The organism is Phytohabitans houttuyneae (assembly GCF_011764425.1).
GTDB classification, from domain to species: Bacteria; Actinomycetota; Actinomycetes; order Mycobacteriales; family Micromonosporaceae; genus Phytohabitans; species Phytohabitans houttuyneae.
Map to the genome: position 1 here is coordinate 122,917 of NZ_BLPF01000001.1, position 14,878 is coordinate 137,794.

Below are 14,878 nucleotides of genomic sequence, written 5' to 3' on the forward strand. Positions count from 1 at the left end.
CGGGCGCTCACTGGAACACCTCGCGGTACTCCGGGTCGTCCCACAGGTCCGCGTGCCGGCCCATCGCGCGCACGCGGCCGCCGGCCAGCCACACCACCGCGTCCGCGCGGGCGGCGGTGGCCGCGCGGTGGGTGACCACCAATCGGGTACGGCCACCGCCCGACCCGGTCAGCGCGGCGGCGATCCGCACCTCGGTCGCGGTGTCCACACTGGACGTGGCGTCGTCGAGCACGAGCAGGCGCTCGGCGTGCCAGGCGCGGGCCAGCCCCAGCCGCTGCGCCTCACCGCCGGACATGGGCGCGTCGGCGAGCGGTGTGTCGTACCCCTCGGGCAGCCGGCTGACGAAGTCGTGTGCGTGGGTGGCGTGCGCCGCCGCGCGTACCCGGTCGCGGGGAAGGCCGAGCCCGACGGCGTCGGCGACCGTCCCACCCACCAGGACCGGCCGCTCGAAGGCGCAGCCGATCGCCGTGCGCAGCGCGGCCCGGTCGAGGTCGGGCAGCGGCACGCCGTCGAGGAGCACGCGGCCGGCGTCGGGGTCGCGCAGGCGGGCGGCGAGGGCGGCGAGGACCGACTTGCCGGAGCCGGACCGGCCCACCACCGCGACGGTCGCGCCGCCCGGAAGCACCAGGTCGACGCCGTCGAGCAGCGCGGCGCCGTCGTCACCGCGGGCCGCGACGCCCTGGAACTCCACGGTGCCAGGCCCGTCCGGCACCGCCGACCGTCCATGCTGGACAGTGGGTGTGTCGAGCACCTCGGCCGCGCGCCGCGCGCCGGCCCGGGCGCGCGCCAGCCCGCCGAGCACGCCGGTGAGGCTGCCGAGACCCGCCCCGATCGTCGCGTACCGGCTGGCGGCGAAGAGGTCACCCGCGCTGATCCGCCCGTCGGCGAGCGCGAGGCCACCGGCGGCCAGGACGGCCACCAGGACCAGCGGCCCCACGACGGCGGCCTGTGCGCTGGAGCGGGCCAGCACCCGCCAGGTGTCCGCACCCTGCCGGCGCAGTTCGTCGAGCGGGGCGAGCACGCGCCGCTCCTCGGCCTCGACGGTGCCGGCGGCCGCGATGGTGCGCACGCCCACGAGCGACTCGGCGAGGCGGGCGGCGAGGCGGCCCTGGGTGCGCTGGTACGCGGAGACGACCGCCGCCGTCTGCCGCGTGAACGCCCGCAGCACGAGCCCGACCAGCGCGAGCCCGGCCAGGAACACGAGGGCCAGCCAGGGGTCGATGAGGGTCAGCAGCACCAGCGCGCCGGCCGGCGGCAGCAGCGCGGTCGCGACGGAGATCGTTACAAGGCCGGCCTGTGCGGCGTCCGTGGCGTTGCTGGAGACGCGGCTGACGAGGTCGCCGGCGTCGAACGCCCGTCCGGCCCTCGGCCCGACCGCGAGCGTGTGCCGGACCAGGCGGTCGCGCAGCCACGCGGTGACGCCGGCGCTGTTGGCCGCGCCCGCGAACGCTCCGCCGACGTCGGCGAGCATGCTGAGCAGGATGAGTCCGCATGCGACAACGACCCAGCGTGCGGTGGACCCGTCACCGGCCACGACCGCGTCGATCGCCCGGCCCAGCACGACCGGCAGGGCGAGCGTGACGCCGGAGCCGACGACAGCGCAAAAGGCGATGACCGGCAGCCAGGCACCACCCTTTCGGACCAGCACGGCGAAGGTCGCCGACACATAGACTCCCTTCATAGAAAGCCCGCGGCCCGGGCGACCGACATTCGTCCGGGACCGCGGTTCTCACTGGTGCCGCTGGATCAGTTCTGGCAGAGCAGGACGCTCAGGTCGCTCTCGTGGCACAGCGTGACGCTGAGGTCACTTTCGGCGCAGCTCTTGCTGGTGCCGCTGTGGCCGCCGCCGCCGTCGGTCTCGAGTACCTGGGTCATCGCCTGCAGGTCGAGCAGAGCCATGGTGATTCCTCCCATTACTACGGTGTTACCTGACCCGCACCGGTCGGCGCGGGAGACTGTGGGGCCGAGCCGCCTTGCGCTCGCTCCGCTCGCTGAACGTCCAGGGCGCCAGCGCGATCCGGACTCGTCGCTTCGCTCCTCGGACCGGATCTTGCCGGCCCCTGGACGAAGCGCCGCGCGCCCGGGTGGAGCAGTGGTGCGTGCACCGGCTCGCCGTGCAGCGCGGCGCCGAGCGCCAGCAGCACGCCGGCGGTGCCGGTGGCGAGATCCATCGACAGGCGCATGAGCGACGTGCCGGGGAAGGCGAACCCGTCGCCGTAGGGCACGGCGTGCCAGCCCAGGTTGCGGACCTGCTTGGCCACTCGCGGGTCGGTGGCCGGGTCGGCGCTGCGGGCGGCCAGGTAGAGCAGGATCCCGGCGCGGCCCGAGAACAGGCCCGGGAAGACGTACATCGTGGACTGCGCGGCGAGCTCCGCACCCCGTGCCGCCTCGGCGAACTCGTCGTCGTGGCGCCGCGCGAGGTACTCGTCCAGCGCCAGCCCGACGCCCACGCTGCCCGAGTCGAGGTACGGCATCGTGCGCCACCCCTCGTTGACGTGCAGCTCGCCGGTCTCCCGGGTGACGCAGCGGCGCAGGTCCTGCCGCAGGGCCACGGCGGCGTGGTCGAGGTACGCCGGGTCGCCGGTGTCGTCGAACGCGCGGATCAGCAGCAGCGCCGGACCCGACGAACCCCGCATCAGCCCGGCCAGCGGGTTTTCCCGGCCGCTCGTCTCCGGTACGGAATCGACGGTGCCGAGGCGCTCGGCGACGAGCTCGGCGGCCCGATGCGCGGCGAGGCGCAGCGCCGGCTCGCCGGTGTGATCGGCGAAGTGCAGCAGGTTGAGCCCGATTCCCGCGAGGCCGCCCTGCAGGTCCAGGCCGAGCGACTGCCACTCCTCCCGCAGGCACAGGTCGACCGCGTCGAGCGCCGCCTGCCGGTGGCCGAGGTGGTCGAGGACGAACGCGGCGCCGTGCAGCCCGTCGAAGAGGCCGGGACTCGTCCCGCTCTCCGGCCGGCGCACCTTGGCGAGGAACCACTGCTCAAGCCGCTCGTCGCGGCCGGCGCCGGTGACCGAGAGCGCGTACAGCACGCCGGCGGCGCCGTGCGACAGGTTGATCCGGCCGCCTTCGGAGAACTGCTGGACGTCGCCGGGGAAGAGGCGGTCGTCGCGCTCGGGCGTGGCGCTGGCGAGGATCGCGCGGCTGAGGCTGTCGCGCAGGCTCGGCCACGTCGCGGCGAGGTCCTCCGCGCCGGCCCGCGCGGCCGGCCACGGCGCTGGTGCCGCCGTGCCGGGCGCGATCACCTCGACGCCCTCCGCCAGAAACTCCGGGGGCACAGGGTAGTGCTCGGCGATGACCTCGGCGTGGTGGTGCACCTTCGGCCGGTGCAGCCACACCATGTTGCTGAGCGGGAGGAACAGCGCGAAGCGCAGGCAGGCCAGGCCGTACCGGTCGACGTCGACGCCCTTGGTGCCGCGCGGCGGGCTGAAGCCCTGGTTGCCCAGTGCCGGCCGGGTCGCCTCCTCGATCGACGAGGCCACCTCGAAGTCGAGCAGGAAGGTGCGGTCGTCCTCGGTCACCAGCACGTTGAACATGTGCATGTCGCCGTAGACGAGGCCCCGCTCGTGGATGCCCCGGATCGTCTCGCTCACCTGCGCGTGGATGCCCAGCGCCCACTCGGTGTAGGCCGCCGCCTCCTCCGGACCGGCGTTGAGGTCGGTCAGCGGGAACCGCCGCACCACGGCCCGGCTCAGCGGCGTGCCGTCGATGTGCTCCATCGCCAGGAACCGGTGCTCGCCGACCCAGAACAGGTCGTACACCTCGGGGACGCCGGGGACGCCGGCGAGCCGCCGCAGCACCTCGTACTCCCACTCGACCCGGTCGGCCGCGTCCTTGCCACGGCCGTCGAGCCCGGCGTGCGGGCGGCCCTCCTTCAGCACCACCGAGCGGCCGGTCGCCTTTTCCGTGCCGACGTAGATGCCGCCGCCGTTGGAGAAGTGCAGCACCCGCTCGATCTCGTACGGCAGGTCGGCGATACTCACCGCGTTGCGGGCGGCGAGGTGCGGGGCGAGGAAGTCCGGCAGGGTCACCCACTCCGGCACGTGGAACACCGGGTCGCGCCGGTCCGGCACGAGGGTGCCGCTGGCGTCGGCGATGGCCGGCACGACGGTGCCCCTCGGCCCGACGCAGTAGCGGGCGGCGAAAGCGCCGTACCGCACGAAGAGGGGGCCGGCACCCCAGCGCAGGTCGCTCAGGATGTAGGGGTTGGGCTCGCCGTCGAGCTGCTCGCCAAGCTCGCGCAGGATCGTGTGGCAGGCGTCGTCGTCGACCGGGTAGATGGTGACGAGCTTGCCGCTGTAGCCGCGCGGCGCGTACTTGGAGACGCGGCCGAGCAGCGCGCCGGGCGAGCGGAGGAACTTGAAGTCGATGCCGCGGGGAACGCAGTAGTCCCAGACGGTGTCGAGGACGCGGTCCGCGTTGTCGAGGGTGGCGGAAACGTGGATCTTCCATCCCTGCGGCGGGAGGTCGGTCCGGCCGGAACCGCTACGACCCGGGGGTCGGAAGACCCACCAGTCGTCCTGCTCCTTGCGGATCCAGCCATCGGCGAGGGGGCGGTCGGCGGTACGAAACGATGCCTTCGTCGTGGAGTGGAGAACGTCGTAGAACAACGGACTCGCCATGCAGAACGCTTCGTATCGATCGTCCATCCGGCCACTCGCCTTCGTTCTTTCGTATTGGTGATGCTCATCCTGACGACTGAGCCGGGCCGCCTCTAGTGCAGACCGTCACCTCTGAACGATGAGGAAGGCGTTTGCTACTCGTGGGTTTTTCACACGCCGATAGTGGCATTCCCTATCACGCCAATAGGCGTTAGTCGATCAGATCCAGCCTGATTCCTGGGCGATTCGCACGGCTTCGATGCGCGTGCGCGCGCCGACCTTCGCCACTACGCGGGACAGGTAGTTGCGGACGGTGCCGGGCGAGAGGTGCAGCCGCGCGGCGATGTCCTTGGCCGGCGACCCGGTGGCCGCGATCTCCAGGATCTCGGTCTCCCGCTCGGTCAGCGGGTTGCTCCGGTTGAGCGCCGCGACGGCGAGGCGCGCGTCGGCGACCGGCTCACCCCTGGCCAGGCGACGCACACCGTCCACCACGCGCTGCGGCGCGACGTGGTCGCCGAGGAAACCGCACGGCTGCGCCTGCTGGCGTACCGCGGCCACGAGCCGCCGCGCCTGCTGCTGCGAGGCGAGGACGAGTGCCGGACAGGCGAAGCGGCGGTGCGGTCCCGCCATCACGCCGAGATCGGTGACGACCACATCGGGCCGGAGGGAGCGGATCAGGGCCGTGGCGTCGTCGCCGGTGTCACCCTCACCCACCACGTCGATATCGTCCTGCGCGGACAGGACGAACGCGAGCGCACCACGGACGAGCGCCCCATCGAGGATCAGCAATGTCCGAATCACGCATACCTATCTAGCACACGCACTTGACGACCGCTTGACAAGCGCACCACGCGTGCCTTTTCTCCCCGTTATCCCGCAGTTCGACCGCTACCGGGTTTCACGCTGAATGAAAGAGGCCCCGGGGTCTAAATACCCCCGGGGCCCCTTAAACAGGACGGTTACTCGTAGGCGATCGCCTGCAGCACGTTCAGCCGCGCGGCGCGCCAGGCCGGCCACAGCGCGGCCAGGACACCGGCGATCATCGCGACCACCACGAACACGATCAGGCTGACCCACGGGATAGCGACGACGGTGAGGAAGTCGCGGTCGATCAGCGCCGACGACAGCGCCGCGCCCAGCCCGACGCCGACGATGATGCCGAGCAGGCAGCCGAAGACGGCCATCACCACGGACTCGGTACCCACCATCCGCATCACGCCGCGGCGGTTGAGGCCGACCGCGCGCAGCAGGCCCAGCTCGCGGGTCCGCTCGAAGATGCTCAGCAGCAACGTGTTGAGGATGCCGAGCAGCGCGATGAGGATGGCGACGCCCAGCAGCACGTAGATGATGCCGAGCGCGATGTCGATGAAGCTGTTGAACTGGTCCAGCAACGCCGACCGGTCCCCCACCGTGACCAGCGGGTAGTCCGCCATGACCCGCTCGATGTCGCCGACCACCGTGTCCGGGTTCGCGCCGTCGCGCAGGCTGACGTAGCCCTGCAGCGCGAGCGGACCGGCGAAGCTGGCCACGGCGTCCTTCGGCAGGATCAGCGTGTCGGTCCAGATCGGCGTCGACTCGTAGACGCCGACCAGCCGGTACTGCTGCTCGCCGCCCTTGTCCAGCTTGATCGGGACGCTCTGCCCGACCTCCCAGCCGCGCGACTTGAACGTGTTCTCGTCGGTGACGAACTCGCCCGGCCCCAGCGTGCGCAGATCACCCTCGATCGTCTTCATCGAGAACATGTCGCGCGTCACGGCCATGTCGTCGGTCGAGAACGTGCCGCCGAACGGCGGCGCGCCGCCGTCGACCCGCGCTTCGAGGGAGATGTAGAGCGGCACGACCTCGGCCACGCCGGGCACCTGCCGCATCTGCTCCGTGGCGCGGTCGGGGAAACCGACCTCGCCGGGCGGGCCGGCGGTGGTGTTGGTCTGGACGATGACCTCGGCGCCGACCGAGGCGTTGATGGTCTGGTCGATCGTGCGGGTGAACGACTCGCCCAGCACGCTCGCCGCGCTCACCAGCGTCACGCCGATCATCAGCGCGGCGGCGGTGACCGCGGTGCGGCGGGGGTTGCGCAGCGCGTTGCGTACGCCGAGGCGTCCGCTCATGCCCCACCCGACCGCCTTGCCGATCAGGCCGGCGAGCGGCTTGGTCAGCAGCGGCGAGAGGATCACCACGCCGAGGAACGCCAGCACCGCGCCGAACAGCAGCGGGGTGAACGACGAGCCGATCAGGCCGAGCAGCAGCAGCGCGAGCCCCGGCACCGCGAACACGAGGCCGACGATCGTCAGTACCCGCAGCGGCTTGTCCGGGCGGTTGACCTCGCGCATCGCCGCGAGCGGCGGCACCGCGGAGGCCCGGATGGCCGGTACGAACGCGGAGACGACCGTGACCAGGATGCCCACCACGTACGCCAGGATCACCGGTGTGGCGCTCACCGTGATGCCCGCGCCCGGCAGCTGCGCGCCGATGAGCGCGGTCAGCGCGGCGCTGCCGGCGAGCCCGAGACCGATGCCGGCGAGCAGGCCGAGCGTGGAGCCGACCACGCCGACGAGCACCGCCTCGATCAGCACCGAGCCGGTCACCTGCCCCAGCTCGCGCCCATCGCACGGAAGAGGGCGAGCTCCGAGGCGCGCTGAGCGACCAGGATGTTGAACGTGTTGAAGATCAGGAAGACGCCGACCAGCAGCGCCACGATCGCGAACGGGCCGAAGAAGTACGTGGTGAGGGCCGAGAGCCCTTCCTGCACGTCGTTGGCCGCGTCCTCGTTCGCCTGGTCACCGGTCTTGGCCTCGAACCCGCCCGGCACCAGCGGCGCGACCTGCTCGCGCAACTGCTCCTGGGTGACGCCGTCGCGCGCGGCCAGGTACGCGCCGGAGAACAGCCCCTCCTGCCCGTAGAACGTGCGCTGCGCGAAGCCCTCCTCGAAGAGGATCAGCGTCTCGCCGGCGAGCGAGTCCCGGTCACCGTCGTAGACCACGGTGCCGGTGATGGTGAACTCGTGCGCCTCGTTCACCTCCGGCAGGAAGATCTTGAGGCGGTCGCCGGTGGCGGAGTGGGTCTGGTCCGCGGTGTACCGGGAGATCACGACCTCGTCGTCCGCGGACGGCCACCGGCCGTCCGCGAGCTGGACCAGCGCGAACGGGTCGTCGCCCTTGACCCCGCCGCCGATCTGCGGCGCGCCGGACGTGGTCGCCGGCTTGCCGTCCTCGCGGTCGAACGGGATGACACCCATCGCGCTCACGTCGCCGGAGACCGACTGGGCGCCGGGCAGCGCGCCGAGCGCGTCGATCTGCGCCTGGGTGAGCTTGGGCTGCGGGTCCTCGTCCTGGCCCTCGTCGTTGAGCGCCACCTGGACGTCGACGTTCTGGTTGATGCTCGTGAACAGGCGCTCGAAGCGCGCGCCGAGCGAGTCGGTCAGCACGAACGCGCCGGACAGGAACGACACGCCCAGCACGATCGCCACGATCGCGAGCGTGAGGCGCAGCTTGCGGGAGAAGAGGCTCTTCAGGCTGGCCCGCAGCATCAGACGCCGCCCGCCGTGACGTCGAGGTTCTTCAGCTTGTCGAGCACGCCCTCGGCGGTCGGCTCGACCATCTCGTCGACGACCGCGCCGTCGGCGAGGAAGACGACCCGGTCCGCGTACGACGCGGCGTTCGGGTCGTGCGTGACCATCACGATGGTCTGTCCGAAGTCGCGCACCGAGTTGCGCAGGAAGCCGAGCACCTCGGCACCGGAGCGGGAGTCGAGGTTGCCGGTCGGCTCGTCCGCGAAGATGACCTCCGGCTTGGCGACCAGCGCCCGCGCGCACGCCACCCGCTGCTGCTGGCCGCCGGAGAGCTGGCTCGGCCGGTGACCGAGGCGGTCGCCGAGGCCCACGGTCTCGATGACCGTCTTGTACCAGTCGGGGTCCGGCTTGCGGCCGGCGATGGAGAGCGGCAGCAGGATGTTTTCCTCGGCGGTCAGCGTCGGCAGCAGGTTGAACTGCTGGAAGATGAAGCCCACCCGGTCCCGCCGCAGCCTCGTCAGGCCGCTGTCGCTGAGCCCGGTGATCTGCGTGTCACCGATGAAGGCCTGTCCCCGGGTGAGCGCGTCGAGCCCGGCGAGGCAGTGCATGAGCGTCGACTTGCCCGACCCGGAGGGGCCCATGATCGCAGTGAAGCGCCCTTTCTCGAGCTCGACGTTCACCCCGCGAAGCGCGATGACCTGCGCCTCGCCGCTGCCGTATACCTTCCACGCGTCGACCGCCCGAGCGGCGATGTCCGTGGTCGTTGTCGTCATGCACACACGGTAAGGGCTGCTACGGTCCGATCCGTCCTACCTGAGGAGGGTGGTGCCCTCGGTCTGAGGAAGGTGGGCGACCCCCTCCTCGTGCGAACCCGGCCCTGTCTTTAGGCGAACGTGGCGGCCACGCCGGCCAGCAGCGCCACCGCGTTCGGCAGGTGCGGCTGGCGCGCCGAGAAGATGACCTGGTCGACGCCCTGCTCACCGAGCCGCCCCACGATCTCCTGGAGCTGGTCGGGCGTGGAGTCGGCGGTCAGCACCGAGAGGGCGGTCTTCTCGATGTCGCCGTACGGCCGGCCCTCCCGCGCGCAGTGCTCCCGCAGCACGTCCAGCTTGTGCGGCAGCTCCGGCGTGTCGAAGAGGTTGGTGGCGTCCGCGTACCGCGCGACGAGGCGCAGCGTCTTCTTCTCCCCGCCGCCACCGACCAGGATGCGCGGGTGCGGCCGGCTCACCGGCGGCGGCGAGTTGAGCGGCCGCTCCAGCTTGTAGTGCTTGCCGTCGAACGCGCTCTCGTCGCCGGCCCACATCTGCTTGGCCAGCCGCAGCGTCTCCTCCAACTGCTCGAACCGCCGCGCCACCGGCGGGAACGGCACGCCGAGGCCGGCCGACTCCTCCGCGTTCCACGCGGCGCCGACGCCAAACCAGGCCCGCCCGCCGGAAAGGACGTCGAGGGTGGTCACCGTCTTGATGAGGATCCCGGGGTACCGGTACACGACGCCGGTGACCATCGTGCCGAGCGTGATCCGCTCGGTGATCGCCGCCGCGTACGCCAGCGCCGAGTAGCCCTCCAGCATCGGCTCCTCGGCCGCGCCCACACCGCGGATCTGGAAGAAGTGGTCCATCACCCACAGGCTGGCCAGACCCGCCTGGTCGGCCTCGCGCACGACGCGCGCGAACGTCGGGGCGATCTGCTCCTGACCGCCGGGGTACGTGAAGCTGGGAATCTGAATGCCGATACGCACCCCGCCAACCTACTCGCGTCCGCGACCGCGTCCACGCCGTCGTCCTCGCCCACGAAACCGGCCTGGTCCGTCCGCACCCGTTCTTACCCACGCTTTGGCCGCATCCCCTTGCCGCCGGCCGGGGACGCTCACACACTTCCCGGATGCCGGTACCCGGACGCGCGGCGACCGCGCTGGAGTGGTTGCTCTTCGAGCAGGACGGCGTCCTCACCACCGCACAGGCCGCGGCCGTCGTCGGCACCGGCCGGGTCCGCACTCTGACCGCGTCCGGGCGGTGGCGCAGAGCCTGTCGAGGCGTGCTGATCGCTCACAACGGTCCGCTCACCGCTGGCCAGGCGTTGTGGGTCGCGGTGCTGGCCGCGGGCAAGGGCGCGCTGCTCGGTGGACTCACCGCCGCCCGCGAGGGTGGCCTGCGCTGGCCCCGCCCGGGCCCGATCCATCTCCTCGTCCGTGACCCCGGCCGGGCCGCGAGCCTGCGTGGCCGGATGCCGCTCGACATGCCCGCGGTGATCGTGCACCGGACCACGGTCCTGCCCGACCACCACGTACAGGTCGGGCGCCCGATGCGGACGACGATGGCACGTGCCGTGGCGGACGCGGCGCAGTGGGCACGCGGCGACGACGAGGCCCGGACCGTGGTCGCCGCCACCTGCCAACAGCGGCTCGTCACGCCCGCCGAGGTCCGCGCGGTGCTGTCCGACCTGCCCCGCGCCAGCCGCCGCCGGCTGGTGCTGGAGACGTTGACGCTGGCCGAAGGCGGGGCCACCGCACTATCGGAGATCGACTTTGTCAATCTGTGCCGCCGGCACGGGTTGCCCGTACCCGACCTGCAGGAGCGGCGGCGCGACCGGGCCGGGCGCATCCGCTACCTGGACGCCTACTGGCGGGAGCAGCGCGTGCACGTCGAGGTGGACGGCGCCCACCACATGGAGGCGGGCCAGTGGGAGGCGGACATGCGCCGCCAGAACGAGATCTGGATCCGCGGTGACCGCGTCCTACGCTTCTCCGCCTGGCAGGTCCGTCACCGTCCCGCCGACGTCGCGCAACAGCTGAGCGCAGCACTCGCCACGTGAGATCTCCCCCTCGTCGCGGTCCGCGACTGCCGATCAGCTGCAGACGGTGTGAGCTTCGAAATCTTGGCGAGTTAGCGCGTTATATCGACGCTAACCTGCCAAGATCTGCCGGGGCGGCTCCTGGGTTAAGCTGGGCGACCGCGGAGGGTGAGGCGGCAACCCGCATGGGTCTCCACTGTGGAGTGCTGCGCGGAGGTTGATGTGCGTCAGCCGGCGTGGACGGCGGACTCCATCAGTGCGCGCAGCTCGGGGCGTTCCAGGTCGGTGACGGCGCGGAGCTTGACGTGGCGATGGACCTTGCCCTTGCCCTCCATCAGGCCGGCCGGGTCGGGCAGCGCGGCGCCCCGGGCGATGCCGAGCGTCACGTGCGCGCGGTACGCGGCGACGGTGAAGTGCAGCCCTTTGTAGCCGGGCGCGGTACCAAAACCGACAAGGTCGTCGTCGACGGTCACGACCGGGTCGGGCAGCACGTCGGTGACCAGCGCGCACGCCCGCCGGGCCAGGTCGGCGGTCGCCGGCTCGGCGGCGGCCAGCCACCGCTCCAACTCATCGTCCATGTGCGCACTATGCCAGCGCGGCCCCCAACCCGACGTCCGAAACCCGCCAGCCAGGGGCGCGCTCGTCGGCCACCGTTGAGGCATGACGTACGAAATCCACGCGCTGCCGGCCGCCCTCCTCGACACCGTCCGCGCGAGCGGGCTGGACGCCTCCGGCAACCCCGTCGAGCGGGTGACCGCGACCGGCGGCGAGCCGGTGCGCTGCTGCCTGCGCGACGCCGCGGCGGGCGAGGAGCTGATGCTGTTCGGGTACGAGCCGCCGCTGCCGCCGAGCCCGTACCGCGAGGTCGGCGCCGTCTTCGCGCACGCCGAGCGCTGCGCGGGCCCGGACGCCGGTGGGTACCCGGAGGGCTGGCGGGGGCGGTCGCAGGTGCTCCGGGCGTACGACGCGCGGGCTGGATCCACCCGGCCACGCGCGTGCACGACGGCAGCGACCCGAGGCCGCGATCGCGAAGGTGCTCGCCGCGCCGGGCGTCGTGCGGGTGCACAGCCGCAACGTCGCGTACGGCTGCTACATGTTCACGGTCGTACCAGCGGTATAGGCCGCCTTCGACCTAAGTCGGCGCGCGGCCGACCGACGGCCCATGCGCGGCGGCGTGGGCGGCACCGACCATCGTGGACATGATGAGTCGAGCGGAGTTCCTGCGCGGCGCCGCGGCGGCCGGGCTGCTGGCGTCCACGGCCGCGCTGGTGGGCGGGCCGGCCGAGGCGGGGCCGCGAAAGCGCGGTCTCACGTACCGCGGCGTCACGTACGACACCGGCACCGCGTTCCTCGGCGCGCTGACCCGCCCGTGGTGGAGCGGGTCGATGCTCGCCCACGACCTGCGCGCCATCGACGAGCGGCTGCACTGCAACGCGGTCACGGTCTTCGGCACGCACGTGGGGCGCCTCGTGCAGGCCGCGACCGGCGCGCTGCGGCGCGGGCTGCAGGTGACGATCCAGCCGCGCCTGTTCGACCGGCCGCAGGAGGAGATCCTCGCGCACCTGGCCCGCACCGCGCGCGAGGCCGAGCGGCTGCGGCGGCGGTACGAGCCGGAGGTGATCCTCGCCGTCGGCTGCGAGTACCTGCTCTTCGCGCCCGGCATCGTGCCCGGGGACACGTTCCTGGACCGCATCCGGTACCTGCACGAGGAGGAGTACGACTTCGCCGTGTTCCTCCAGCGCCTCGACGCGCTGCTGGAGAGCGCGGCGGCGGTGGCGCGGCGGCACTTCGGCGGGCGGATCACGTACGGCGCGATCGCCGGCGTCGAGACGATCGACTGGACCCGCTTCGACATCGTGGGGCTCGACTACTACGACTACCACGAGGACGCGGCCGACCACGCCGCCGCGCTCGCGCCGGCCCGCCGGTGGGGCAAGCCGATCATGATTCTCGAGTTCGGCTGCTGCACGTACGAGGGTGCTCCCGAGCGCGGCGGCGAAGGGTGGGACATCGTCGACTGGGAGTCGCCGGTGCCGACGATCCCCGAGGGGTACGTGCGCAGCGAGCGGGTACAGGCCGACCACCTCGCCCGGATGCTGGACGTGTTCGAGGCGGAGGGCTTCCTCGGCGCCTCGCCGTACACGTTCGTCATGGCCGACTCACCGCACTCCCCCGATCCCCGGTACGACCTCGACATGGCCGGCTTCGGCCTGGTCAAGGTGATCCGCCGCGACCACCTCGACCCGGCCTCGCCGTACCGCTGGGAGCCCAAGCTCTCCTTCCACGCGGTCGCCCGGCACAACCTCACTCGGCGCCGGTAGCCGGCACGAGTTCGAAGTGGACGGTGCGACCGGTCCTGGAGCGGGCGAGCCGGTGCGTCAGCGGCACGAAGAACCCGTGCAGGAACGGGTGCTTGGCGCGCAGCATCCGCGCCGCGTGCCGCTCCTCCTCGCCGTGCAGCAGGCGCATGCGTGCCGGTACCCCGTCGCCGGTCACCCGGCCGCGGCCGGTGGACGGCGCGATCACCGCGCGCGGGTCGCGGCGCAGCCGCCGGGTCTTGAGCGACTTCTCGAAGCTCCGCACGAACGCGCGCTCGCCGTCGACCGCGATGCTCACCGGGCTGGCGCCGGGGCGGCCGTCGCGCCGGTACGTGGTGAGCCGCACCGTCTTCTGCCGCACGAACGGGGTGAGGGCGGGGCTTGCCGCCACCGACACCTCGCCGACCACCCATCCCAGCTGTCGCAGGCGTACCACCAGCGCGGCGCCGACCAGCACCGCCATCGCGCCGATCAGCCACGGGTCGGAGTCGCGGCCGCCGAGGTCGAGGTCGCCGGCGTGGTTGACGGCGTGTACCGCGTTCGCGACGAAGAAGCCGCCCAGCGCGGTGGCGAGCCCGTCCGCCCAGGTCAGGGCGAGCAGCAGCGACACCGCGAGGCCGAGCTGGAAGGCGCCCAGGTCGTGGACGAAGTGCGCGTGCCGCGGAAACTCCACGAAGTCGGCGAACGAGCCCGGCGCGACGAGGCACCACACGGCGGCCACGCCGGTGAGCACGGCGCCGAGGAGTGTGACGAGCGTGACGTACAGGCTTCTGGTCATGCGGGGTGGACGTACCGCGGCGGCGGATCGTGACAGTGCGCGTCCGGCCGGCGGCTAGGGTGGTCCGGTGACTAGGCCGGACTGGGCTCCGTACGGCGTTGATCTCGACCGGCCGAACGCGGCGCGGGTCTACGACTACTACCTCGGCGGCGCCCACAACTTCGCCATCGACCGCCAGATGGCCGCGCAGGCGCTCGCGGGGTGGCCCGAGCTGCCGCTGATCATGCGGGCCAACCGGTCGTTCCTTCGGCGGGCGGTGCGCTTCCTGGTGAGCTCGGGTGTGCGGCAGTTCCTCGACCTGGGCTCCGGCATCCCGACGGTGGGCAACGTGCACGAGGTGGCGCGGGCGGAGGACCCGGCGTGCCGTGTGGTGTACGTCGACATCGACCCGGTCGCCGTCGCGCACAGCCGGGCGATCCTCGACGGTGACCCGCAGGTCACGGCCGTGCAGGCCGACCTGCGCTCGCCGGCGAACGTGCTCGATCTCGCCGAGAAGGAGGGCGCGCTCGACCTCGACAAGCCGGTCGCCGTCCTGATGGTGGCGGTGCTGCACTTCGTGCCGGACGCCGACGACCCGGCCGGCGTGATCGCGCGCTACCGGCAGGCCACCGCCCCGGGCAGCGCGATCGCGGTGTGCCACGCCACCGCCGACGGGCAGGGCGGCAGGGCCGACGAGCACCGCGCGCTCTACGCGCGCACGCCCACCCCCATGACCATGCGCTCGCGTGCCGAGGTGGACCGGCTGCTCACGGGGTACGACCTGGTCGAGCCGGGCCTGGTGTACATGGCGCAGTGGCGGCCGGACGAGGACGAGCTGCCCGAGCGGCCGGAGGACTACCCGGGGTACGCGGCGGTCGGGTTCCGCCGGTAACCCCGATGGAACTCG

14 protein-coding genes are annotated in these 14,878 nt (G+C 72.3%); 4 read left to right on the top strand and 10 right to left on the bottom strand.

The features are described from left to right. Nucleotides 1-7: 7 nt before the first annotated feature. The 8 genes from Phou_RS00535 to Phou_RS00570 all read right to left on the bottom strand — a co-directional run bounded on the left by Phou_RS00535 (nt 8) and on the right by Phou_RS00570 (nt 9,844). Nucleotides 8-1,666: an ABC transporter ATP-binding protein gene (locus Phou_RS00535; protein ID WP_246273097.1), complete on the bottom strand. Its 1,659-nt coding sequence runs from the start codon at nt 1,664-1,666 to the stop codon at nt 8-10. Nucleotides 1,667-1,746: 80 nt separating this feature from the next. Next, nucleotides 1,747-1,899, bottom strand: a complete 153-nt coding sequence (locus Phou_RS00540) for a SapB/AmfS family lanthipeptide (protein WP_173052539.1) — start codon at nt 1,897-1,899, stop codon at nt 1,747-1,749. A gap of 17 nt (nt 1,900-1,916) precedes the next feature. Then, entirely contained in the window at nt 1,917-4,646 is a 2,730-nt protein-coding gene (gene lanKC, locus Phou_RS00545; protein ID WP_173052541.1) for a class III lanthionine synthetase LanKC, read from the bottom strand. A gap of 171 nt (nt 4,647-4,817) precedes the next feature. Continuing rightward, nucleotides 4,818-5,399 (bottom strand): response regulator transcription factor, encoded by a 582-nt coding sequence (locus Phou_RS00550; protein ID WP_173052543.1) that lies wholly within the window; start codon nt 5,397-5,399, stop codon nt 4,818-4,820. 158 nt (nt 5,400-5,557) lie between these two features. Continuing rightward, nucleotides 5,558-7,183: an FtsX-like permease family protein gene (locus tag Phou_RS00555; protein ID WP_173052545.1), complete on the bottom strand. Its 1,626-nt coding sequence runs from the start codon at nt 7,181-7,183 to the stop codon at nt 5,558-5,560. Then, nucleotides 7,180-8,124, bottom strand: a complete 945-nt coding sequence (locus Phou_RS00560; protein WP_173052547.1) for an ABC transporter permease — start codon at nt 8,122-8,124, stop codon at nt 7,180-7,182. Before Phou_RS00560 ends, Phou_RS00555 begins: the two co-directional genes overlap by 4 nt. Beyond that, nucleotides 8,124-8,879, bottom strand: coding sequence for an ABC transporter ATP-binding protein (locus Phou_RS00565; RefSeq protein ID WP_173052549.1), 756 nt, complete (start codon nt 8,877-8,879; stop codon nt 8,124-8,126). Before Phou_RS00565 ends, Phou_RS00560 begins: the two co-directional genes overlap by 1 nt. A gap of 110 nt (nt 8,880-8,989) precedes the next feature. Next, on the bottom strand, nt 8,990-9,844 hold the full coding sequence (locus Phou_RS00570; protein WP_173052551.1) for an LLM class F420-dependent oxidoreductase: 855 nt from the start codon (nt 9,842-9,844) through the stop codon (nt 8,990-8,992). A 143-nt stretch (nt 9,845-9,987) separates the two neighbouring features. Between Phou_RS00570 and Phou_RS00575 the strand changes: the two genes are divergently transcribed. Further along, nucleotides 9,988-10,917 (top strand): DUF559 domain-containing protein, encoded by a 930-nt coding sequence (locus Phou_RS00575; protein ID WP_173052554.1) that lies wholly within the window; start codon nt 9,988-9,990, stop codon nt 10,915-10,917. A gap of 206 nt (nt 10,918-11,123) precedes the next feature. Here Phou_RS00575 and Phou_RS00580 read toward each other — a convergent pair whose 3' ends face one another. Next, entirely contained in the window at nt 11,124-11,474 is a 351-nt protein-coding gene (locus tag Phou_RS00580; protein WP_173052556.1) for a DUF1801 domain-containing protein, read from the bottom strand. Nucleotides 11,475-11,556: 82 nt separating this feature from the next. Here Phou_RS00580 and Phou_RS00585 point away from each other — a divergent pair, with 82 nt between their 5' ends. Next, nucleotides 11,557-12,099, top strand: coding sequence for a DUF1203 domain-containing protein (locus Phou_RS00585; protein ID WP_246273099.1), 543 nt, complete (start codon nt 11,557-11,559; stop codon nt 12,097-12,099). After that, nucleotides 12,096-13,217, top strand: a complete 1,122-nt coding sequence (locus tag Phou_RS00590; protein ID WP_173052558.1) for a glycoside hydrolase family 113 protein — start codon at nt 12,096-12,098, stop codon at nt 13,215-13,217. Before Phou_RS00585 ends, Phou_RS00590 begins: the two co-directional genes overlap by 4 nt. On the opposite strand, the gene Phou_RS00595 is transcribed toward Phou_RS00590, so the two are convergent. Next, nucleotides 13,201-13,992: a PPOX class F420-dependent oxidoreductase gene (locus tag Phou_RS00595; RefSeq protein ID WP_173052560.1), complete on the bottom strand. Its 792-nt coding sequence runs from the start codon at nt 13,990-13,992 to the stop codon at nt 13,201-13,203. The two genes, Phou_RS00590 and Phou_RS00595, sit on opposite strands and share 17 nt — an antisense overlap. A gap of 67 nt (nt 13,993-14,059) precedes the next feature. On the opposite strand from Phou_RS00595, the gene Phou_RS00600 reads away from it, so the two are divergent. Next, a complete protein-coding gene (locus tag Phou_RS00600) occupies nt 14,060-14,863 on the top strand; it encodes an SAM-dependent methyltransferase (RefSeq protein ID WP_173052562.1) in 804 nt (267 codons plus the stop codon). Nucleotides 14,864-14,878: the final 15 nt, after the last annotated feature.